The sequence below is a fragment of the Synechococcus sp. BL107 genome (assembly GCF_000153805.1).
Taxonomy (GTDB): Bacteria; Cyanobacteriota; Cyanobacteriia; order PCC-6307; family Cyanobiaceae; genus Parasynechococcus.
The window spans coordinates 1190124-1210709 of sequence record NZ_DS022298.1 but is presented as its reverse complement, the minus strand read 5'-3'; the positions used below and the strand labels follow the sequence as shown (position 1 = coordinate 1210709).

Annotated in this window: 22 protein-coding genes; 8 read left to right on the top strand and 14 right to left on the bottom strand. The window is 53.4% G+C overall.

Translation table 11 applies throughout. The annotated features are described in order from the left end of the window. Window positions 1–3 precede the first annotated feature (3 nt). Window positions 4–687, bottom strand: coding sequence for a winged helix-turn-helix domain-containing protein (locus BL107_RS06295; protein ID WP_009789445.1), 684 nt, complete (start codon window positions 685–687; stop codon window positions 4–6). Next, entirely contained in the window at window positions 684–1592 is a 909-nt protein-coding gene (locus BL107_RS06290) for an NAD(+) kinase (protein WP_009789444.1), read from the bottom strand. The genes BL107_RS06295 and BL107_RS06290 overlap by 4 nt, the downstream gene beginning before the upstream one ends. A gap of 130 nt (window positions 1593–1722) precedes the next feature. Between BL107_RS06290 and BL107_RS06285 the strand changes: the two genes are divergently transcribed. Together BL107_RS06285 and BL107_RS06280 are read left to right on the top strand one after the other, a co-directional pair. Continuing rightward, window positions 1723–3744 (top strand): hypothetical protein, encoded by a 2022-nt coding sequence (locus BL107_RS06285; RefSeq protein WP_009789443.1) that lies wholly within the window; start codon window positions 1723–1725, stop codon window positions 3742–3744. A 100-nt stretch (window positions 3745–3844) separates the two neighbouring features. Continuing rightward, window positions 3845–4843 (top strand): outer membrane protein, encoded by a 999-nt coding sequence (locus BL107_RS06280; RefSeq protein WP_156779404.1) that lies wholly within the window; start codon window positions 3845–3847, stop codon window positions 4841–4843. 270 nt (window positions 4844–5113) lie between these two features. Here BL107_RS06280 and BL107_RS06275 read toward each other — a convergent pair whose 3' ends face one another. The 6 genes from BL107_RS06275 to pheS form a co-directional block, all read right to left on the bottom strand. Next, window positions 5114–6667 (bottom strand): DUF1254 domain-containing protein, encoded by a 1554-nt coding sequence (locus tag BL107_RS06275; protein WP_037988183.1) that lies wholly within the window; start codon window positions 6665–6667, stop codon window positions 5114–5116. 37 nt (window positions 6668–6704) lie between these two features. After that, window positions 6705–8270: a DUF1254 domain-containing protein gene (locus BL107_RS06270; RefSeq protein ID WP_050749834.1), complete on the bottom strand. Its 1566-nt coding sequence runs from the start codon at window positions 8268–8270 to the stop codon at window positions 6705–6707. A 188-nt stretch (window positions 8271–8458) separates the two neighbouring features. After that, window positions 8459–9601, bottom strand: coding sequence for a DUF1254 domain-containing protein (locus BL107_RS06265; RefSeq protein ID WP_009789439.1), 1143 nt, complete (start codon window positions 9599–9601; stop codon window positions 8459–8461). Between the two features lie 56 nt (window positions 9602–9657). Beyond that, window positions 9658–10806 (bottom strand): DUF1254 domain-containing protein, encoded by a 1149-nt coding sequence (locus BL107_RS06260; protein WP_009789438.1) that lies wholly within the window; start codon window positions 10804–10806, stop codon window positions 9658–9660. A gap of 81 nt (window positions 10807–10887) precedes the next feature. Next, window positions 10888–11925, bottom strand: coding sequence for a transporter (locus BL107_RS06255; protein ID WP_006173518.1), 1038 nt, complete (start codon window positions 11923–11925; stop codon window positions 10888–10890). Window positions 11926–12012: 87 nt separating this feature from the next. Then, complete coding sequence (gene pheS / locus BL107_RS06250; protein ID WP_009789437.1) at window positions 12013–13020, bottom strand: phenylalanine--tRNA ligase subunit alpha; 1008 nt, start codon at window positions 13018–13020, stop codon at window positions 12013–12015. Window positions 13021–13092: 72 nt separating this feature from the next. Between pheS and surE the strand changes: the two genes are divergently transcribed. After that, window positions 13093–13902 carry a 5'/3'-nucleotidase SurE gene (surE, locus tag BL107_RS06245; RefSeq protein ID WP_009789436.1) on the top strand — a complete coding sequence of 270 codons (810 nt, stop codon included), beginning with the start codon at window positions 13093–13095 and terminating at the stop codon, window positions 13900–13902. Between the two features lie 82 nt (window positions 13903–13984). Here the strand turns inward: surE and BL107_RS06240 are convergent, their stop codons facing one another. Both BL107_RS06240 and BL107_RS13075 read right to left on the bottom strand, forming a co-directional pair. Further along, a complete protein-coding gene (locus BL107_RS06240; RefSeq protein ID WP_037988181.1) occupies window positions 13985–14545 on the bottom strand; it encodes a DUF3611 family protein in 561 nt (186 codons plus the stop codon). Continuing rightward, a complete protein-coding gene (locus BL107_RS13075) occupies window positions 14503–14706 on the bottom strand; it encodes a hypothetical protein (protein ID WP_009789434.1) in 204 nt (67 codons plus the stop codon). Before BL107_RS13075 ends, BL107_RS06240 begins: the two co-directional genes overlap by 43 nt. On the opposite strand from BL107_RS13075, the gene BL107_RS06235 reads away from it, so the two are divergent. Continuing rightward, window positions 14645–15532: a bifunctional riboflavin kinase/FAD synthetase gene (locus BL107_RS06235; RefSeq protein WP_232193076.1), complete on the top strand. Its 888-nt coding sequence runs from the start codon at window positions 14645–14647 to the stop codon at window positions 15530–15532. The genes BL107_RS13075 and BL107_RS06235 overlap by 62 nt on opposite strands. On the opposite strand, the gene BL107_RS13230 is transcribed toward BL107_RS06235, so the two are convergent. After that, window positions 15529–15660 (bottom strand): hypothetical protein, encoded by a 132-nt coding sequence (locus BL107_RS13230; RefSeq protein ID WP_255344636.1) that lies wholly within the window; start codon window positions 15658–15660, stop codon window positions 15529–15531. The genes BL107_RS06235 and BL107_RS13230 overlap by 4 nt on opposite strands. 29 nt (window positions 15661–15689) lie before the next feature. Here BL107_RS13230 and BL107_RS06225 point away from each other — a divergent pair, with 29 nt between their 5' ends. The 4 genes from BL107_RS06225 to BL107_RS13225 all read left to right on the top strand — a co-directional run bounded on the left by BL107_RS06225 (window position 15690) and on the right by BL107_RS13225 (window position 18198). Next, window positions 15690–16745 carry a thiamine phosphate synthase gene (locus BL107_RS06225; protein ID WP_156779403.1) on the top strand — a complete coding sequence of 352 codons (1056 nt, stop codon included), beginning with the start codon at window positions 15690–15692 and terminating at the stop codon, window positions 16743–16745. A 5-nt stretch (window positions 16746–16750) separates the two neighbouring features. Further along, window positions 16751–16969, top strand: coding sequence for a sulfur carrier protein ThiS (gene thiS / locus BL107_RS06220; protein WP_009789430.1), 219 nt, complete (start codon window positions 16751–16753; stop codon window positions 16967–16969). A gap of 83 nt (window positions 16970–17052) precedes the next feature. After that, window positions 17053–17952, top strand: a complete 900-nt coding sequence (locus BL107_RS06215; protein WP_232193073.1) for a DUF1517 domain-containing protein — start codon at window positions 17053–17055, stop codon at window positions 17950–17952. 117 nt (window positions 17953–18069) lie between these two features. Continuing rightward, window positions 18070–18198 carry a hypothetical protein gene (locus tag BL107_RS13225; RefSeq protein WP_009789428.1) on the top strand — a complete coding sequence of 43 codons (129 nt, stop codon included), beginning with the start codon at window positions 18070–18072 and terminating at the stop codon, window positions 18196–18198. A gap of 10 nt (window positions 18199–18208) precedes the next feature. On the opposite strand, the gene larB is transcribed toward BL107_RS13225, so the two are convergent. Genes larB through trmD form a run of 3 tightly spaced genes read right to left on the bottom strand, consistent with a single transcriptional unit; the run spans window position 18209 to window position 20513 of the window. After that, on the bottom strand, window positions 18209–18877 hold the full coding sequence (larB, locus tag BL107_RS06210) for a nickel pincer cofactor biosynthesis protein LarB (protein ID WP_009789427.1): 669 nt from the start codon (window positions 18875–18877) through the stop codon (window positions 18209–18211). Continuing rightward, window positions 18877–19278: a TIGR03792 family protein gene (locus BL107_RS06205; RefSeq protein WP_009789426.1), complete on the bottom strand. Its 402-nt coding sequence runs from the start codon at window positions 19276–19278 to the stop codon at window positions 18877–18879. Before BL107_RS06205 ends, larB begins: the two co-directional genes overlap by 1 nt. Next, window positions 19275–20513 (bottom strand): tRNA (guanosine(37)-N1)-methyltransferase TrmD, encoded by a 1239-nt coding sequence (gene trmD / locus BL107_RS12465; RefSeq protein WP_232192810.1) that lies wholly within the window; start codon window positions 20511–20513, stop codon window positions 19275–19277. Before trmD ends, BL107_RS06205 begins: the two co-directional genes overlap by 4 nt. Window positions 20514–20586: the final 73 nt, after the last annotated feature.

Sequence of the window (20586 nt, the reverse complement as noted above, 5' to 3'; positions counted from 1 at the left end):
CATTCAACCCTCAGCTGTCGGGGGGCCGAGACAGTAACCACGACCCCGGACGGTGTGCAGAAGCCTGCCTTCACCCTCCGCCTCAAGTTTTTGGCGCAAGTACCGCACATACACCTCCACAACATTGCCACTGCTGGCCCGCTCGTCTTGCCAGACCTGCTGCAGCAACTGATCACGGCTCAAAACGCGTCCCTGATGCTGCAGCAAGGTGAGCAACAACATGAATTCCCGTGTTGTGAGGTCGAGGGCTCGACCTCCGCGCCAAACCTCCCGCGTTGATGGATCCAAGCAAAGGTCGTCGTTCTTCAATTGAAGTAGCGAAGGTCGGCTTGGCTGCCGTTGCGACAGGGTGCAATGCAACCGCAGCCGCATCAATAGATCGCTAGGGGCACTGCCAGACAACCAAAAATCATCCGCTCCGGTTTGCAGGAATTCAGCGCGAGCATCCACGCTGTCGACCACCAGATCGAGCAAAAGCGGCAAGCCAGCAAAACGATGACGCAGCATCGGAATGGCGTCGCGTTGCTCCGCAGCAAGAACAGCGGCCACTGGCCTTTGGTTCGTAAGCCCAGCCCAGTCCGTGAGCTCCAAGTTCGTCATGTCGACGGTGCTGTAGCCCGAAGCCAACAGACGGGGAGCGAGCGCAACGGCACTGCTTCCCACCAGCAGCAGCAACGCCTCCGTCATTCCTTGTCGGGCTTGGCGATGTGCGGCAATCCCCAACCGAGCTTGTTGCGCAACACCTGGAAAAATTCGTGGTCCACAAGCCGTACAAAACGCACCGGATGATCACTGCGACGGATCAACACACGATCCTCCGGCCATACGTAACAACCGGCCGTTCCATCCACCACCATGATCAGTCGTTCTGGGGTTGCCGGGAACACGGTGACCGGTTCACGGTCGCTGAAGACGAGGGCCCGAGACGCCAAGGAGTGGGGGGCAATCGGCGTGAGCTGCAGCACTGGACAATCGGGCGTAATCACCGGTCCACCCGCGCTCAGGGCGTAAGCAGTGGAACCGGTGGGCGTCGCAAGGATGATCCCGTCCGCGGCAATATCAACAGGGGCGTGACGGCCGATCGCTATTTCGAAGTGACACATGCTGGTGAGCGGCTCTCGATGGAGTGCCATCTCATTGAGCGAAAGCGCCTCCCAGCGACGCTGCTCGCCCCGCATCACACTCACCACAAGATTGCTGCGCTCTTCAATCGTCCACTGTTCGGTAAGCACCACCTCTAGGGCTCGATCGAGATCCCCCAGATAGGCCTCTGCCAGAAAGCCCAGATGGCCCGTATTGATCGTGAGGATCGGCACACCCACCGGCGCTGTCTGGCGTGCAGCGGACAACACCGTTCCATCCCCTCCCAGCACGATCGCGAGGGCCATCGTTTCATCAAATCCTTCAGGGACGCAGGCGCTGTAGCCCAGCATCCGCAGGTGCTGATCGGGGTTAGCGAACCCGACCATCCCACCGGCACTGCTGGCTCGAACCACCTCCTGACCAGCCGCTTCTAAGCGTTGCTGAATCGTGTCGGCCGTTTGTTCTGCCAACGGCTTGCCATCGTTCACGATCAGTCCGATTCGGGGCACTGATCGAACGAAAAAAACAACGCTTTCACTTTAAAGGGGTTTCCGTGAGCCCATTCGTACAGGAAGCCAATCGAAGGGATGGCAGATCGACTACTACCCCTTATTAAGGAGATAACACCACTCCGATTCAATGAACCCGTTCAAACCATTGAATCGTGGACTACTAATTGCAGGACTGGGCATCAGCCTTGCAGGATTCGGGGGCGAGCAAGCTGCAGAAGCCAGCATTCGCAACAGAGTGCGCGGCACCGTCTCGGTGATGGGCAAGCCCGTTGCAGACGCCTCCGTCACCCTCTGGACAACAAGGGGCGGGCAGGAGCCTGAACAGGTGAAAGTCGTTCGCTCCAAAAAAGACGGAAGCTTTGCGGTGTCCGTCAAACCAAAAGACGGCACCGTTCATTACCTGGTCGCCTCTGGTGGAACGGTCAACAAGTCAAACGTTGATCGCCTCACCATGCTCACTGTTCTCGATGAAACAGTGAATGGAACGGTAATGATCAATGAACGAACAACAGTGGGCTCCGTTTGGCCTAATGCCCAGCAATTAAAGGGGAATCAACTCTTTGGCAGCGAGAACGCCCTAGCAGTTGGCTCTGGACATGTCAAACATTTAGTTAATCAAAGCACAGGGCAATTTGGAACAACGTTGCTCAACGGATTCAACCTTCTGAGCTCAGAAACTGCTGCGCGCATCAATGTGCTATCTGATCTCCTAGCCCTCTGCGGTGACCCCACAAAAGAACAAGGCTGCACAAAACTTTTTCAACTTACAGAGGCAACAAATAGCCTTGACGCAATGACAAACATTGCAAAATTACCTTGGAAAAACACAGGAAAACTATACAAATTATTCGACAAAAACTATCCCCTCAATAACAATAAGGAAAGAAGAACAACGGCTTCACTTCCCTATCTCCTATTTCAACCAGAAAGCTTTTCCCTCTCAATCAGATTCCAAGGAGGTGGTGCATTAGCCCTCGGAAAATTGGGATTTGACCAAAAGGGACACCTCTGGAGTGGAGCCAACTGGATGCCCGGATCGCAATCAGGAGTGGTCAACAGCATTGGTGGCGGCATGACGCACTTTGATCAAACAGCAACAGCACAATCTCCGCCAATCACGGGCTACAACGGGCAAGGACTCGATGGCGTTGGCTGGGGTACGGGCATTTCAGAAAACTATGCATGGGTGAGCACGTTCAACAACAAAGTTGGCGTGTTTGACCTCAAAGATGGAACAGCAGTTGGGCCTGCAATCATTGACAAAGAAGTTGGCCAGCTGCAGGGGATTGGAACATCCAAAAATGGTGATGTCTGGATAGCCGACAACACAAGCAACTACATGATTCGATTTCCTGGTGGTGATTTTACAAAGGGAAAACGACTCTCGTTCAAAGGGCTCCAAGCGCCATTTGGTGTTGCCGTAGACGATCAAAATCGAATCTGGGTGAGCAGCAGCTTCAACAACAAACTCACTGTGATTGAAGGCGATTCACCTGATCAATTCAAAACAGTCACCGTGGCACTTGGAGCCCGTGGCCTTGCGATTGATTCCAAGGGGAACGCCTGGTTATCGCAACAATCCAATTCACCAACAGGGGCACTTCCAGCAGGCGCGGTCATGCCACCTGGGACACCCAACCCGCCTCAACAACCCAAGACAATCATGGAAGAATTTGAGGCAGGTGCTGCTTTTGCTGCGGTCAACCCCAATCTCAAAACCCTTGGAAATCTTGCCTTGATTTCTCCTGATCTTGAAATTATTCAGAACGGAATTGCAGGCGAGGTCGCTTTTGTGCCTTGGGGCGTCACGATTGACGGAAACGACAATGTTTGGGTTGGCAACCTCTACGGACAAAGCCTGATCCACATCTGTGGAACAGACCCATCCACATGCCCTGAGGGAAAAACGACAGGCGATGTGATTCACAACTACCAAAGCGGAGTGATTCAAGTCACGACGGATGTGGTCGTTGATGATGCCGGAAACATCTGGAGCGCCAACAACTGGTTTGATGCCGATGTTGTGATCAACAAGAGCTATAACGCACGCACTTCAACCTTCCCAGGAGGGCAAGGGCTGGTGGTGACTTACGGCGTAGCAGCACCTGTACAAAATCCCCTCATGGGCGCCGTACGTAAACCCAATTAACCAATAGCAGAATAACAAGCCAAGACAAAAAAATAACTGGCAATAGATCAAATACCGGAGCAGCCGGATCGCTAAAATTAGCTCAAATTTTACTATCAAATTGGCAACACTTAACAAGTTATTTGTTCAAGCTGCTGTGGCATTATTGACTGCTACTGGCCCAATGGCCATGGCGGAAGTTGCACCTCCCCATACAACCGATGATCTTGAACTAAAACATCTCATAGCAGATGGATCGGACAACGGTGATTCCAGTGAAGATGATGAAAAAGATGACGACTGGCGCGTGAATCTTGATGTGTATGGATTTCTCCCCCTATCCGCAGATACAACAACAACTCTCAGTGGAAATGCCAATACATTGAATTGGGATCTAGAAGACATTCTTGATCATCTAACAGGCGTCTTAACAATGCGAGCAGCCGTCGAACGTGGCCGCTGGGGATTACAAACAGGGATCATACATGCGAGTTTAGATGGAAGCAAAGATGGTTCAAAGTGGACCAGTCGAGATCGTTCTAGGAACAGAAAACTCACAGGAAAAACAGTTACAAGGAGTCTTTCGATTGGTGGTGAATATGACGCAGACTTTGACTTTGATCAAACAATTGTGGATCTGGCCCTCCGCTATCGAGCCGGTGATGTTCAACGGCCGCGCATGGAACAGGGCGCCGTCTCCTTTGTTGGATTTGCAGGTACAAGAATTGTCAATGGAAGCATCGGTAGCGACGTAGACATCAAACTCGGAGCTGATTACGAGGGTCCAATTGTCAAAGAAAAGCGCACGAAGACCATCAAATTTGATGAATCGTGGTCTCGCACTTGGGTGCAACCCTTAATTGGCATGCACACCACCTACGCCTTCAACCCAGATTGGCAAGCTTTTGTTTATCTGGATGCTGCGGGCTTTGGATTATCAGGGCGACAAGATCTCAGTGGTACAGCCCAAGCCGGGATTGCCTATTCAATTGGAAATTCAACACAACTATCTCTCTCTTATAAATATTTTGGCTTGGATTACGAAGCCTATGGCAACGACAACGGATATGACACGAAGCAACATGGTGTGAATCTTGGCATTCGAGTTTTGTTCGAATAGCTTCCTCTAAGCAAAACAACATCACATCAAAACTCCCCTTCATGGGGAGTTTTGATGTGCCTTGATTCAGACTCTTGGCGACGGCGATGGCTGATTTAGAACAACTACCAATCGCTTCCTAAATAAAACCAAACTAACCCTCGCTGGCATCACGGTACGCAAATAATAAATGATGTTCTTGACATGGAATCTCATCAACGGAGTGATTCACAAAAAATTGAATAACTCTGGTTCTTATTATGGAAAACCAGAGTTATTCACAATTAACAATCAGAGCTGCTCGATACCACCGAGCTTCCAGGTGCGATCAAACCATTCCTGGCCAGGGCCGTAGAGACGGAAAATCCCGAACCAACCTTTTCCAGGTACTGTTTTGACCCAATTGGCTTCCTTTCCTACCGGTGCTTTAGGGCCGAAGTACAGATCAGTGCTGCCGTCGGCATTTTTCGCCATGTCAGTATTCCTCTTGTTGTTCTTACTGGGGTAGGGCATTTCCTTGCTCTGCAGCATCGAACGGGTCTGCGGGTCGTAGACCACAAACGACCAAAAACGGTTTGCCGGTGGGTTCGCGGGGATGTTGACTTTGTAGGTTTTTGAGCCATCGAGATAGGCACCACTGCCATCACGAGAACTGAAGGCGTATTGCGATCCCACACCAGGAAGTTCAAGGGCCATCGCCGGAGTATTCACTGTGGCGAGATAGAAGAACAGGGTGCGGCTATCCATGTCACGCCCGCCATTCCCCCCGTTGACGAGATATTCGTGGCTGCCCCCAGGGAATCCGGTTTGCCAGAAACCAGCCTTGCCGGGATAGATGTAAGCCTTGGGATCCTGCGGAGAAAATAGAATCGAACGCGCCGTGGCGTTTCCGATGGCGACCGCCTCAGTTAACAACTTCTTTTGTGCAAAGGAGGGGTTAAATGGCTTGCCTTTCTGAATCCCAATCGCCGAGGCCATCCCAAGGAGTTCTGGAGAAAACATCTCGGAGGGCTCGCGCTGGATGACATCATCCAGTTCCTCGTAAAACTTGAAATTATTGGCATGGATGGTATTCACCTGCCAATCCGTGAGGTTCTTAAAGGTGTTGGAAGGAGGGTTATTCCTTTGCACGAAGGGGTACACCTTGAGGCCATTCTGGAAAGCAGTTCTTGCTGTATCCGGCTCACCTTTCTCATCCAAGAAACCCCTCAAAATCAACCAATTGATCTTGCTGGGGGTCGTCGCAAGGAAATAACCATCGGTGTTGGAAGGTGCTTTTTGGCCTGGCCCCAGAATTAAGTATCTTCCGCCCTTGCCCTTATCAGGACCAGGCCCGCCCATGTCCACCACAAAACGGAAGAAGGCATCATTCACCGTGCCAGGGCCAGTACCCGGAGGAACTTCCACCACCACGGGGCCATCGCTGAGATCCAGAAATGCCGAGGCGTACACCGTGTCGGTATTGCCAGTGAGCCAGAGCGATTTGGAGCTCATCAGCTCGTCAAACAAACCAATATCCCGATTCGGTTGCATGCCGTAGCCATCGCGATGGCCGACATAGAGCATCTCCAGAGATGCAGCGGGCATAAAGTTCAAAAAGGTTTGAATGCCTCGTCCTAAATCAACCTGGCGACGGGAAATTCGCATGGTTTCATCATCAGGAAAACCATCGAAGTAGTTGAAGGTACCGATACGTGTGCGAACCGAATCAGGTGTCAACACATCGTTGGGGATTGGAGTGTTAAAGCCCTTTGGTACAACATCAGCGGCATGAAGTGCTGAACCACCACACGCCAAGAACAAAGCAGAAAGAACAGCTGAAGGGAAGCGAGTGAAACGAGTCATGGTTGAGGATGTATGGAGAAATTGATCAGTTCAGACCTCAACCAAGAGGCTGAATGTCGTTGAGCTGCCAGGTTTTATCGAACCAAGGCTGCAGCGGTCCGTAAAGACGGAAGACAGCAAACCACCCCTTGCCAGGAACAGTTTCAATCCAATTGGCTTCTTGTCCGGCAGGTGCATTAGGACCAAAATAAAGATCAATACTGCCATCAGAATTGGTTTGTATATCTTGGTTTCTCACACTGTTTTTACTCGGCAATAGTTGACCTGTCTGAAGTTCAGATCGGGTCTGGGGATCATAAATAACCATCGACCAAAAATCTTTCGCTGGAACATCTTTATCGATGGTGAGTTTATAGGTATTACCTCCATCGAGATAAACACTATTGGCATCTGTGGCGACTACTCCGTACTGGGAACCGACACCCACCATCTTCAGCACCATGGCAGGAGTATTGACGGTGTAGCCCCAGAAAAAATTATTGCGGGCATCAAGATTACGACCGCCTTTGCCACCATCAATCAACCATTCATAACTTCCGCCTCCAAATGGTGTAAACCATTGCTTGCCTTGATAGAAATAAACATCCTTATTTCGAGGCTTACCCATATCTGAACGGACGTAAGCAACTCCAGCTTGAATCGCTTCCTCAAGAATCTTTTTCTCTTCTGGCGAAGGGGAAAAAGGTTTACCTTTTTCTAACCCAATCGACGACGCCAATCCCCTCAGCTCGGGATCCAAGAAAGCAATGGGCTCACGTTGGATCACAGTATTAAGCTCGTTGAAAAACTCAAAATTATTAGCGTGAACCGTATTAAATATCTTTTCTCCAGCCTTAATAAATTTCATCTGGGGTGGATTATCTTTCTGCGAAAAGGGATAAAGACGTAATCCGTTTTCATAATTAGCAATCGCTTGGTCAGGTTTGCCCTCAGAATCAAGGAAAGCCCTAAGGATCAACCAGTTTGAATAGGTTGGAGATCGAAAAACAAAATAATCCTCAATATTACTTGGCTCAGCATCATCTGGTCCCAAAATCAAATACTTGCCACCTTGTCCTTTATCAGGCCCCGGAGCCCCCGTATCAGCAACAAAGCGAAAGAAGGCGTCATTGATCGTCCCTGGTCCAAGGCCAGCAGGGATTTCGATCACCATCGGACCTGTGTCCTGAAGGTTGAAAAACGTTGAGCCGTAAATCGTATCCGTATTACCTGTGAGGAACAGGGGATTCGAATTCAAGGGAGACAACAAAACCACCTTGGTGTGATCATCGGCTCCGATCTGCTCATGACCATGGCGCAGCATTTCGATGCTGGCGGCAGGCATCAACGTGAGAAAGGTTTCATAGCCACGGATAAATTTGAGGTTTTCAAACGTTTTCCTCACAGTGGCCGGGTCCGGCATCCCATCAAAGAAATTGAAGGTGCCGATCGATGTTTGAACGGTATCCGGGGTTAGCAGCTCAGAAGGAATCGGGGTGGTGTAGCCCACAGGAACATCATCCGAACCCGATTGGGCCCGTAATGGCGAACTCAACAAAACTCCCGACAGGGCTAAAAGGGAGAGTCTCTTGAAGACACGTTTCTTAGTAGCTGCTTTCGCCATTAAGAGATCATTGACTGATTAAAAAATAAACCGCGGCAGCCATGGAATCCTTCAATCAATGGTCCGAATAGGACAAATTTGAGCCAAACAATCCGCCAAATATGAATAAATAATTAAATGTCAGGGCAAATCCGGATTAGCAAACAGCAAACCCAGATCTGCCAATTTCCACTTAACCGTAGGGGTATTTATTTGAGCTCAAGTTCAGGCCGATTCCATGAGCCATCAAAATAAGCGGGCTTAGGGTTGTAGATCCTGAATGTTGCGTTCCAGCCAGGGTAGATCCCCAGATAGTTCTCTTGATCGGTATCACCACCAAGGTTAATCACCACATCACCAGCCTCGTTGGTTTTCGCAAAGGCACTGTTGAGATTGAACAAGTCCCCACTGGGGAATCCATCCTTGTCGTAAACAGTCAGCGACCAAAAAGCGTTATCGCCATTCGGTACATCTTTTAGCGTCAACGACTGTGGATCTGAGGATGTTGGCGTATAGAACAGATAAACAGCACCCTCTTTAGGAAGACCACCAATACCAACAGCAACGCCCATATTGTTTTGCTCCGGGGTGATCTCTCCCTTCCGACCGAACAAGTCTTCAGACTTCACACCTTTCTCGTTGCGTTCTTTGTTGTATTCGTCTCGAATGGCAAGCATTTGCTCCTTGTTCCATTGGGTGGGCTGGATATATTCACCCTTCTCCTCCTGACGAACGGATAGCTTCGTCTGCAAAGCCTGAGCCTCGGCGACATCGGCTGAATCCTGGATGTTCACGCCGGTGCGGAAAGCCACCAGAGCAAAGCGGCTACCAACCGTCTGCTTCGTGAGTTCATAATCTCCTGGCTCTTTGTAGACAAAGGTGTACCCCTCGCCATTCACCACCATGGCGCTTTGGTAACGGCCATCTGTCTCCGGAAGAGTAATTGTGGCAGGGCTATTGAGATCAAGCAACAACGATGAATAAAGAGTATCGAAATTGATCCGAATCACCGTTCGATCCTTGGGATCGGCTGTTTTGCCGTCATTCCACAGCACACCCACACCGCTACTGCAGGTGGCCTTGGCAATTTTCCCAACGTATGCAGCCATCACGGTTTGAGTTTCTGCCAAGGTGTAATTTTCCCTAGTGACCTCTGCAGCATTGTTGTTCTCGATCACAACAGCAGGCGCAGGGCAATCCTTATTAGCTATGTCTACTGAAGCAGCAGCTTGCTCATTATTGGCAGTAGATGAGGGCTGATCTGAAGCAGTTTTGGGCTGGCCACAAGCAACGGTTAAAACACCTAAGCCAAGAGCGAGAGCACCAGTGATGGCTTTCTTTTGAAAAAACATGATTAAAAGTAATACTTGGATTCAATTAAAAAAGAGAAGGCGAAAAATGATTCAATTCATTTTGCAGGAACAAACTGCGGAAGTGTCCAGCTACCGTTGAAATAGGCTTCAGTCGGGGAGTAAATTCGTAGGACAACATTCCAGCCAGGGTAGATATCGAGATAGTTATCTTGACTCTTATCTCCACCAAGGTGAATTACGTACTCACCTTTTTCATTTTCCTTCGCGAAAGCGCTGTTCACATTGTACTTTTCACCAATCGAAAACCCTTGCTTGTCATATACAGTGACTGACCAGAAGGCACGTGGATCATTGGGAACATCCTTCAACGTTAGGGTTTGAGGGTCAGTGGAATCCACCGAATTAGGAATGGGATACACCGCTCCCTTCTTGGTAAGCCCACCCCAGCCAACGCCAACACCAAAATTACGCATCTCCTCGCTGATCTCGCCTTTCTTGCCAAAGGCCATCTCCGAGGTCACACCCTCAGGTGCCAACCGTTTGTTGTAATCAGCACGCATGGCAAGAATCTCATCCATGTCGTAGTTATTGGTCGAGACAAATTCACCCTTCGCTGATTGCTCCAAGTCAATCTGATCTTGGACTGCACCGGCTTTTTTGAGATCTTCAGGATCCTGCATGTTCACCCGAGTGCGCACAAGGGCTAAAACATAACGACTACCCATCGACTCTTTGGTGAGTTGATATCCGCCGGGCTTAGCAGTCTCCAAAGGAATCCAATGTTCCTCATTCACCACTTCGAGGATCTGATAACGATCGGTCTCAGGAAGCACAACCGTGGCAGGGCTATTGAGATCAAGAACGGCGAAGGAATAGAGCGTGTCGAAATTGGGGCGAAGAATGGTGCGTTCCTTCGGGTCCATTGCACCCTTCTGATGGAGGAACTCACCAACACCAGTGCCACAAGTGCCCTTGGCAATTTTGCGAACGTAATCTCCAAGGATCACCTCCGTCTCAGCGACGGCGTAATTGGCCTTGGTAACGGGGGTCAGCTCAGTGCCCCGCTTAACGACAGCAGGCTTAGGACAATCCTTTGTAGCTGTGTCGACTGAAGCAGCAGCCTGCTCAGCATTGGCAGTCGACGAAGGTTGATCTGAAGCACTTTTGGGCTGGCCACAAGCAACGGTTAAAACACCTAGGCCAAGAGCAAGAGCGCCAGTGATAGCTTTCTTTTGAAAAAACATGATTGAAGGTAATACTTGGATAAAATTAAAAAACAGAAGGTGAAAAACAATTCAATTCATTCACCTTCAAGACCAACCTTGCTATTTTTTAGCAACAGTAGGAATCAAGAATTGAATTTGTGTACGAATGGTCCAATCACCCATAATCTCTTCTCCACCAATTTCAGGCTTGATTGCATTGTAATAGGCGTGCAGGGAAGCATTGATGGGTTGCTTTCCTAACTTGAAAACACGCCCAATTCCTCCACCAACAGGGACGGTCCAGCCTTGGTCGTCATTCTCCCAATCCGCCGTAATGATTGGCGAGAATGAAAGATACCAGCCCTTCGGAAGGTTGTAATTAACGAACGGTTGAATCAACATTTTATTCACATCAGCGCGATCATCATCTCCAGCAAACGACCAGAGATTATTAATCAAGCCACCAACAACCCACGGTCCTTTGGTGTAGACACCAACCGCTGCAGGACCAGCAGACCACTTACCAGAACCCAGTGGCTTTTCTCCAGTTGGCGCACTCACAGTTGGTCCAAGTCCGAAGGTGAAATTACCTTTTAACGTTGGAACAAAGAACGCGGTTGGATTGATATCGCCAATCCCACCCTTTTGGTATTGGTCCCACTCCGCAACATAAGGTTCTCCCAATGGAGACATTCCAATCTCCCCAACTTCACCAAAAGGCAAACCCAGAAACGGAATAATGGTTCGCGTCACCATGGTCCAGTCGTCGCTCAACTTGAACGGATATACCGGCTGGATGTTCACCACATTGAGCGTGCGATTCGATTTCGCGTCTGGATCTAATGCGTTCGGAGCCCATTGAGTTCCGGGAGTTGCATTCCACTGAATGGGAATACTGATCATGCTCGCAATTGGATTTTGAGCAGCCTTCGCCAAGGCTTCTTGGCTGGGGCCGGCCAACTCAGCTGCAGCAACGCTGGGGTCAGGTTGTGCAACGTCCGAATCGTCTTGGGCCTGAGCCAGCAGAGCGTTGAACGTCAGTGGGCTGAGATCAAAATTCGATTCAGAAGCCGCAAAGGGCTCTTCAGCACGAACGCCGCTACAGGTAGCAGCGAGCAAAGAAGCGAGTGCGCTTCCAATCAAAAATCGTGCCGACATCTACTAATGAATGCTCAGCAAATTCTGATTAAGTCAACAGAAATTAAAAGGGACGGATCGAGCAGGATTCAGGGGAATCGAATTGCGTCAAAACTGCTCGAGGAAGCGCAGATCGCTTGTGTATAGCCGGCGAATGTCATCAATGCCGTGCCGCACCATGCAGAAGCGCTCAACCCCCAAACCAGCGGCAAAACCGCTGTACCGCTCTGGATCTAGCCCTAACCCTTCCAAAACGGCAGGATCGACCATGCCGCAACCCATCACCTCAAGCCAACGACCTCGCCACTGCACGTCCACCTCAGCCGAAGGCTCCGTGAACGGAAAGTAACTCGCCCGAAAACGCACTGGAAGATCGCCAAAAAAGGCTTTCAAAAAGGCCATCACAGTTCCCCTTAGGTGGCTGAAATCCAAGCCTTCATCGATCGCCAACACCTCCACTTGATGGAACACCGGTGAATGGGTGGCATCCACGGCATCACGGCGATAGACCCTCCCAGGCGCGACGATGCGAACCGGTGGGGGGTTCTGCTCCAGGTGGCGAATCTGCACCGGAGAGGTGTGGGTTCTCAGCAGAAGATCACCTTTTAGATAGAACGTGTCTTGCATGTCCCGAGCCGGATGGTCTTCCGGGATGTTCAGGGCTGTGAAGTTGTAGTGGTCCTGCTCCACCTCAGGGCCCTCCGCCACGCTGTACCCCAACCCCAAAAAGAGGTCGACGATCTCTTCCGTTGTTGAAATCAATGGATGGCGGTGCCCCATTGGCGTTCCAGACGCAGGAGCCGTGACGTCGAGGGTTTCCCCCGCGATGCGTTCCGCCATCGCTGCTTGCTTCACCGCCTGCAGGCGCTCAGCCAACAACGTCTGCACTTGATTTTTTAAGACATTGGCCCGCTGCCCCACCACAGGCCGCTCCTCGCCAGGCAATTTGCCCATGGCCCCGAGGACTGCGGAAATACGGCCCTTTTTGCCCAACAAACCGACTCGCAGCTGCTCGAGGGATTGGGCGTTGACAGCCTCGGCAATTTCAGCGGCAGCTTCCTGCTCAAGGGCATCCAGCTGATCGGTGAGCTGCTGCAGGGTGACCGTGGCGCTCACTGGGCTGTCGTGAAGAAGACCAGACTGTAAGCAGTCGGGACGTTTAGGTTCCGAGCAAAGAGGTTCGTTCCTATGGCACCGCTTCGGATTCTGATCAGCAACGACGATGGCGTATTTGCTGACGGGATTCGGACCCTCGCCGCCGCTGCTGCAGCACGGGGCCATGAGGTGACCGTTGTCTGTCCAGACCAGGAGCGTTCGGCCACCGGCCACGGCCTCACCCTTCAATCCCCCATCCGGGCTGAACGGGCCGATGAGCTGTTCGCCCCAGGCGTTACGGCATGGGCCTGTAGTGGCACCCCAGCCGACTGCATGAAGCTGGCCTTGTTTGAGCTGGTGAAGCACAAACCTGATCTGGTTTTATCCGGCATCAACCACGGACCCAATCTCGGCACCGATGTGTTTTGTTCCGGCACCGTGGCTGCTGCCATGGAGGGAACGCTCGAAGGGATTCGTTCACTCGCGGTGAGCAGTGCCTGCTTCCAATGGCGCCAATTTCAAGCCGCCGCTGATCTGGCGATGGATGTGAGCGAACAAGCCATTCATGGCCATTGGCCGGAGAACATGCTGCTCAACTTGAATATTCCGCCCTGTGCCAAGGAGGCGATGGGCCCCCTGCGCTGGACCCGACTGTCGATCCGGAGATACGACGAGCAATTCAGCTCCCGCAAGGATCCGCGTGGCCGTGCCTACTACTGGCTCGCCGGTGAAGTGGTGAACGATTTGGAATCAGCTGGTGAAGGGCCCAAAGACTGGCCGAGCGACGTGGCACAAATCCACAAGAACTGCCCATCACTCACCCCGATTCAGCCGGATTTGTTCTGGAGAGGCCCCCTTGGGGATCTCCCCCAGCTGAAGCTGAACGATCAGTCGGTCCACTGAATCTGGCTAGTGAACCTGACCACTGAATCTGACCACTGGAAACGAAGCCAACTCCGACCAAACATGGCTCAGCAACCAAGGATCACTGGGTCCGATAAACGCGTTGCAGGAGCCAAAGCGAAAGAATCAAGCCAATCAAATGCCCAAACAAAACTTGGGTGTTGCTCAACACCGAGAGCATCTCGAGCGATGTGATCGCCAAATTGTCTGCAGAGCCACCACCACCAATGGCGATGCCGGGGGTCTGCATCGAAGCTTGAACAAACAAACTGCCGGCCAAGGCTTGATAGCCAATTGCAGCAAACGTGAGGCCCACAAGATCAGCGAGCAAACCTCGCTTGATCACCCGTGCCGTTTCACCACGGGTGGGTCGCGCCGCACTATCGATGGCCCGGCCGATTCGAACAATCAACCAGCCTTGCCAGAGGCTGTACAACAACACCAAAAACGAAAGGGTGGTGAGCGATAACCCTGGCCCCAGTCCCACGGCCCGTTCAGCGTTGCGGGCCAAACTCCCGCCGATGTTGTTGAAAATCAACACCCCCACCACCACGACTCCGAGCACCACCTGAATCCAAAATCGGATCCAGCCCATGCGCTTTAGCCCAAAGGACAACTGCTGAAAATCAAGGCGATCTGCCATGCCCGGTCGGTCAGTCGTTCAAACTTGCCATCAAAGCGTCCGGCCCGCACCTCTTTGATCCCGCTCTGCTCGCCAAAGGATGCCCGCCGACCCACAGCATTGGCCCTTGGAAGCTTTGATGGGATCCACGCAGGCCACCGCGCCGTGATGGCCGCGGCCATCGAAGGACTGGATCCAGAAATCGGTGCCGTTCCAAGCGTGGTGAGCTTCTGGCCCCACCCCCGCGAAGTGCTATTTGGAGAAACACGGTTGCGCCTCGACCTCCCCCACGAAAAGTTGTCCTTGCTCGGACCGTTGGGCATCGAACAGCTGGTGCTCGTGCCCTTCACCAAGGAGCTAGCCCAACTCAGTGCTGAAGAGTTCGCGGATTCCGTTCTGTTGGAAACCCTTCAGGCCAAACGGATTGCTGTTGGGACCAACTTCCGCTTTGGTCACCGACGTGCTGGTGATGCAGAACTTTTGCAACGCCTGGCTCATCGTCGGGGTGTGGACGTGAGGATTGTTGAAATTGTTGAGGACGCGGACGGGCGCATGAGCAGCAGCCGGATTCGTTCCGCCCTCGAGCAAGGTGCGTTAACGCAGGCAGAAGCCCTCCTAGGTCGGCCCTACCGCTTCCAAGGCACCGTTGTTCGCGGCCGTGGACTGGGACGAGAGATCGGCTGGCCGACGGCGAATTTGCAGGTGGATGGTCGCAAGTTCTTACCTGGCCTTGGGGTCTACGCCGCCTGGGTTCAACTGGATGGAGCAGAAGACGTCATGCCAGCGGTGATGAACCTGGGGCCGCAACCAACGGTGGATCCCAATTCACCCTCAGCAGTGGAAGTGCATCTGCTCGATCGCAACCTGGAGCTCGAACATCGCGAGTTGGTCGTTGAACCCGTTCATCGCCTTCGCGGCCAGCAAAAATTCAACGGACTTCAAGAACTCAGTGCGCAGATCGGACACGATGCCGAAGCGGCCCGACAATTGCTAAGGAATCCTGGCTAAGCCATCCCTGGGTAAGCATTGACCAAGCCCCACACGATGAACACCCCGATGCTGCCGAGGAGCACAATGCCCCAAATCAACACGCTCATGGAGCTGTCGGAACCACCGTTCTCCATGTTGAGCCGCAATAGTCTCCCCACAGCGTGCCATGGAACCGATGGGTGAGGGGCCATTGGGATTGGTTGATCCTCGGGTGGCTCGACTGATCGATGCCAATCTCGATCGTGCCAGGGAAGGCCTGCGCGTCGTTGAGGACTGGTGCCGGTTTGGCCTAGAGCGCGACGATCTTGTTGTGCGACTCAAGGATTGGCGGCAACGCCTAGGGCGACTTCACCGAAACATCTACAAGCAAGCGCGATCAACGGCCACTGACCCTGGGGCTGGTCTCAGCCATCCAGCCCAACTGGAACGTCACAATCCCCAGGCAGTGGTGGCGGCTAATTGCGGGCGAGTACAAGAAGCGCTCCGCGTTTTGGAGGAATACGGCCGCAGCCTTGATCCATCCCTGGCCTCCGAATCAGCCGCGATCCGTTACGGGCTCTACGACCTGGAAGTCACCTGTCTCAATGCCAGTGAGGTCAACGCGCGTCGCAGAACGCTGCACAACTGCCAGCTTTGCCTCATCACCACCCCATGCCCCGATCTGATCGAACGGGTGACTCAGGCCCTTACGGCTGGGGTGACCATGGTGCAGTACCGCTGCAAAAGCGGAAACGACCGTGAGCGCCTCGATGAAGCGAAGGCATTGCGAATGCTGTGCCAACACCACGGAGCTCTCTTCGTCATCAATGACCGCATCGATCTAGCCCTCGCGGTCGATGCCGATGGCGTGCACCTCGGCCAAAACGATCTACCCACCGATGTCGCCCGGGAATTAATCGGAGAGGCGCGGCTGCTCGGCCGCAGCACCCACACCCTGGACGACGTGCGCCGTGCCGATGCCGATGCCTGCGATTACTTGGGACTCGGACCGGTTTACACCACCGCCGTCAAACCAGACAAACCGGCGATTGGTCCGATGCGATTACAAGAGGCCCAGGCACTCACGCGTCGCCCGGTGTTCGCCATTGGCGGCATTGAGCTCAACAACATCACGGCTCTCCTCGATATGGGTTGCCGGCGCGTTGCTGTAATCAGCGCGATCATGGCTGCGGAGAACCCTGAGCGCGCTAGTCAACAGTTGCTTCAGGCCTTGTTGCCCCCCGTCGATTGAAACCCATGGCTCTCGACCTCCAAGTGAATGGCGAACAACGCCGTCTTGATCCAGCACCAATGCCATCAACGTTGGTGTTGGTGATCGAAGCACTTGCCTACAACCCTCAACTCGTGGTCGCCGAGCACAACGGCGTGATCGTTCCACGCACGCAGTGGCCGAACACCGCGGTTAGCGATGGCGACAACCTCGAAATTGTCACCATCGTGGGTGGCGGTTCCTAGAGTTGGGAGACCAAACCAGCGCCATTTCGGCAGCTAAATCATTGTTCCGGACCCGACGCTTGCTCGCTTCGCTGCTCCTCCCCATGGTGTTGGTGGGGCTCAGCCTGATCCACGTCCAACCTGCTGATGCAGCGCGGGGCGGCCGTATGGGTGGTGGGAGTTTTCGAGCGCCTTCCATGCCTCGATCCGGCGGTCGCAGCTACGGCGGAGGCGGGTACCGCGGCGGCGGTTATGGCGGTGGATATAGGGGCGGTGGCATGGGCTTCCCCTTCCTGATTCCGATTTTTGGATTCGGGGGTGGCGGTCTCTTTGGACTGTTGATCTTGATGGCCGTAGCTGGGGTTTTAGTGAACGCAGTCCGTGGTGGCATCAGTGGAGGGGGAACCCCGGGCATGGGCGGAGCTCCAGCCGCTCCGGCCCTCCCTCGCAACGTGAACATGATCCAGCTGCAAGTGGGTCTGCTCGCCAGCGCGAAATCCTTACAAGACGACCTACGCCGACTTGCCGCCAGCTCCGACACAGCCAGCAAGAGCGGCTTGCAACGCTTGCTCCAAGAAACAACCCTTGCGCTGCTGCGCCAGCCCGATCTCTGGGTTTACGCCAATTCGGAGAGCGGAACTGTTCCCTTCAACGCAGCTGAAGCCACCTTCAATCGGCTGTCAATGAATGAACGCAGCAAATTGGACGCTGAGCTCACCAGCAACGTGGGCGGTGAACGCCGTGCAGACGCCAATGTTGGCTCTGGTGATGCAGATGACACCAACGAATTCATCGTTGTAACGCTGTTGGTGGCCTCAACAGCATCAGCCAAGCTTCCCGGCTCCGATACTGGGGAAGAGTTACGTCAAACCCTGCGCATTTTGGGTTCAACGGCCTCCACCGAACTCATTGCCCTTGAAGTGATTTGGCAACCGGAAGGCCGTGGTGATGTGCTGAGCGCTGAAGATTTGGTAACCGCATATCCAAACCTCCAGCATCTCTGAGCGATCTACAGATTTTCTTCTGGAGATTTGAGTGAAGTAGGCATTTTTTCTTAGGTCCAACACCTAAATTCCAAATCAACACATTCAGTCCGTCCTTTGTCTCCCGATCCTCGAGCAATGAAATGGCAACAGGATGGTGAGTTGTCCCCAGCCGATCTCGACGCTTTGATCAACACGATGAAGCGCGTCGAATGTGATCAGAACAGCGCCGAACTCGGTCGGTTAGGCCAAAGCACGACGGATTGATTTCCCGTTTTCATTTCCTTCCATCCTCTGCTGTACCCCGCAGGATTCGCAGAGCTGCCATTGCCGCTCCGTATCCGTTATCGATATTGGTTACCAATAATCCAGGCGCACAACTCGCCAACATTCCTTCCAGGGCAGTGCGTCCACCCTGGCTGATGCCATAGCCGACAGACACCGGTACACCAATCACCGGTTGGGGCACTAAGCCAGTGAGCACAGTGGGCAATGCTCCTTCCATGCCCGCACAAGCAATCAAAACGCGAGCGGTTTGCAGCCTTGGTAGTTGGTCGAGCAGGCGATGCAACCCGGCTACCCCCACATCCACCACGGTATCGACGCCGATTCCGTGGCACTGCAACGCAAGCGTGGCCTCCGCCACCACTGTGCGATCGCTGCTGCCGCCACTGATCACCGCCACCTCAGGGTCACCGTCCTTCGGCGTGGGCAACGCGCCCATCGTTAAACATCGCGCGTGGGGATGAATCCTCACCTGGGGGAGGGCCGCCGAAATGAAATCTGCTTTGGTTTCATCCACCCGAGTGACCAACCCCAGCTCGCCCGCATCCTCAAAGCGCTTCAAAATCGCAATGATTTGATCCCCAGTTTTGTGCTCACCCCAGATGGCCTCCACCATCCCGAGGCGGCGTCGACGCTGCAGATCGAGCCGGGCATCCACCATTAGCCGGGCAAGCGGAGCGGCAACAACTCACCCTCCAATACCAAGGGGAACGGGGATTCCGCCGTTGCAGAACGGCCCAATGCAGCATTCACAACAGAATCAAATTTGCGCTGCACCAGCTCAACCTCATCCGAGCTGATCGCCTTCCATTGATCACGGGTGGCCCACTGAATCAACAGCTGGCCTTCCTCATGCGCCGGATCCCAGGCGATGTCGCGTCCGAGGAAGCCCTCCTGCGCCTCAAGCCACGGCTGCCAGGTCTGCTTCTCTGCCTCAAGCCAGGTCTGCACCTGTGATTCAGGAACCTTCAAACGCAATTGTTCAATCACCACATCACTGGCCAAAACCTGCCCCGCAAACATCACAAGGATGGCGAACAGCAGCACAAACTTGCGCATCATGGTTTCTGCAAGAGCGCCACGGCATGGCAGCTGATCCCCTCTTCACGGCCTTCCGGACCCAGTTTTTCATTGGTGGTTGCCTTAACACCAACAGCGTCCGCGGCAATGCCGATGCGCATCGCGATATTGGATCGCATGGCTTCAATGTGGGGCTTGAGCTTGGGACGCTCCGCAATCACAACAGCATCCAGATTCAACACCTGCCAGCCCTGATCTCCCACCAGCTGGACCACCTGCTCCAGCAGCATCAAACTGTCGGCCCCTTTCCACTTTGGGTCGGTCGGCGGGAAGTATTTGCCGATATCGCCGAGGGATAACGCGCCAAGCAGGGCATCCATCACGGCATGCACCAACACATCAGCATCGCTATGGCCATCCAAACCGAGTCCATCCGGATGGTCCAAGCTCACACCACCAAGGATTAAGGCTCGCCCCTTCACCAACCGGTGCATGTCGTAACCGTTGCCGATACGCAACTGCATGGCGGTGTCGCAAGGGGACTCCATTCTCTCGGTTTGCCACCGCGTCCAAAGATCCGGCCGGCGCTCCTGGGTTCGCAGCTCACGCTGTTGCTGCCGCCAGTTCGCAATCGCTCCATGGTCTCCACTGCGCAGCACCGCGGGCACCGTCATCCCTTTGAAGTCCGCAGGCCGGGTGTAGTGAGGGTGTTCCAGTAACACCGTGCTGTGACTCTCTTCCACCAACGAGTCGGGGGCCCCCACCGTCCCGGGGAGTAATCGCACCACACCATTGATCACGGTCATCGCAGGCAATTCCCCGCCGGTGAGCACAAAATCTCCGATCGAAACCTCTTCATCTGCGAGGCCGCGAATGCGTTCATCAAACCCTTCGTAATGCCCACAGAGAAACACCAACTGATCGAACTCCCGCGACCAGCGTTGAAGGTCGCACTGCTGTAACGGGCGTCCCTGGGGAGACATCAGCAAAACCCTGGAGCGTGGGCAGCGCGGCACCGACTCCATGGCGGCAAACACCGGTTCGGGCTTGAGCACCATTCCGGCACCACCGCCGTAGGGCTCGTCATCCACTTTGCGGTGACGATCGGTTGCGAACTCCCGCGGATTGTGAAGATGCATCTCCGCAATCCCAGCGGAAAACGCTCGCCCGATCACCCCCAAGTCCAACAAAGGAGCAAACGCCTGGGGAGCCAGGGTCACAACATCGAGGCGATAGGTTTTTTTCAAGCTTGGATTGGGCTTAATAACAACTCGCAACCCTCAAAAACCAACCGAAACCAAACGATAAAACAACTGTTTGACGTCATCCTGATCCAAAGGAGTTGTTCGC

What these genes read in the sequence shown, in the direction of transcription:
- BL107_RS06295 (WP_009789445.1), bottom strand. Translation starts at nt 687, where the DNA reads ATGACGGAGGCGTTGCTGCTGCTGGTGGGAAGCAGTGCCGTTGCGCTC.
- BL107_RS13075 (WP_009789434.1), bottom strand. Translation starts at nt 14,706, where the DNA reads ATGGCCGCGGCCATCACGGCGCGGTGGCCTGCGTGGATCCCATCAAAG.
- BL107_RS06270 (WP_050749834.1), bottom strand. Translation starts at nt 8,270, where the DNA reads ATGGCGAAAGCAGCTACTAAGAAACGTGTCTTCAAGAGACTCTCCCTT.
- BL107_RS06225 (WP_156779403.1), top strand. Translation starts at nt 15,690, where the DNA reads ATGGGTGAGGGGCCATTGGGATTGGTTGATCCTCGGGTGGCTCGACTG.
- BL107_RS06255 (WP_006173518.1), bottom strand. Translation starts at nt 11,925, where the DNA reads ATGTCGGCACGATTTTTGATTGGAAGCGCACTCGCTTCTTTGCTCGCT.
- BL107_RS06285 (WP_009789443.1), top strand. Translation starts at nt 1,723, where the DNA reads ATGAACCCGTTCAAACCATTGAATCGTGGACTACTAATTGCAGGACTG.
- BL107_RS06275 (WP_037988183.1), bottom strand. Translation starts at nt 6,667, where the DNA reads ATGACTCGTTTCACTCGCTTCCCTTCAGCTGTTCTTTCTGCTTTGTTC.
- surE (WP_009789436.1), top strand. Translation starts at nt 13,093, where the DNA reads ATGGCACCGCTTCGGATTCTGATCAGCAACGACGATGGCGTATTTGCT.
- BL107_RS06260 (WP_009789438.1), bottom strand. Translation starts at nt 10,806, where the DNA reads ATGTTTTTTCAAAAGAAAGCTATCACTGGCGCTCTTGCTCTTGGCCTA.
- thiS (WP_009789430.1), top strand. Translation starts at nt 16,751, where the DNA reads ATGGCTCTCGACCTCCAAGTGAATGGCGAACAACGCCGTCTTGATCCA.
- BL107_RS06240 (WP_037988181.1), bottom strand. Translation starts at nt 14,545, where the DNA reads ATGGCAGATCGCCTTGATTTTCAGCAGTTGTCCTTTGGGCTAAAGCGC.
- BL107_RS13225 (WP_009789428.1), top strand. Translation starts at nt 18,070, where the DNA reads ATGAAATGGCAACAGGATGGTGAGTTGTCCCCAGCCGATCTCGACGCT.
- BL107_RS06205 (WP_009789426.1), bottom strand. Translation starts at nt 19,278, where the DNA reads ATGATGCGCAAGTTTGTGCTGCTGTTCGCCATCCTTGTGATGTTTGCG.
- BL107_RS06265 (WP_009789439.1), bottom strand. Translation starts at nt 9,601, where the DNA reads ATGTTTTTTCAAAAGAAAGCCATCACTGGTGCTCTCGCTCTTGGCTTA.
- larB (WP_009789427.1), bottom strand. Translation starts at nt 18,877, where the DNA reads ATGGTGGATGCCCGGCTCGATCTGCAGCGTCGACGCCGCCTCGGGATG.
- BL107_RS06215 (WP_232193073.1), top strand. Translation starts at nt 17,053, where the DNA reads ATGGTGTTGGTGGGGCTCAGCCTGATCCACGTCCAACCTGCTGATGCA.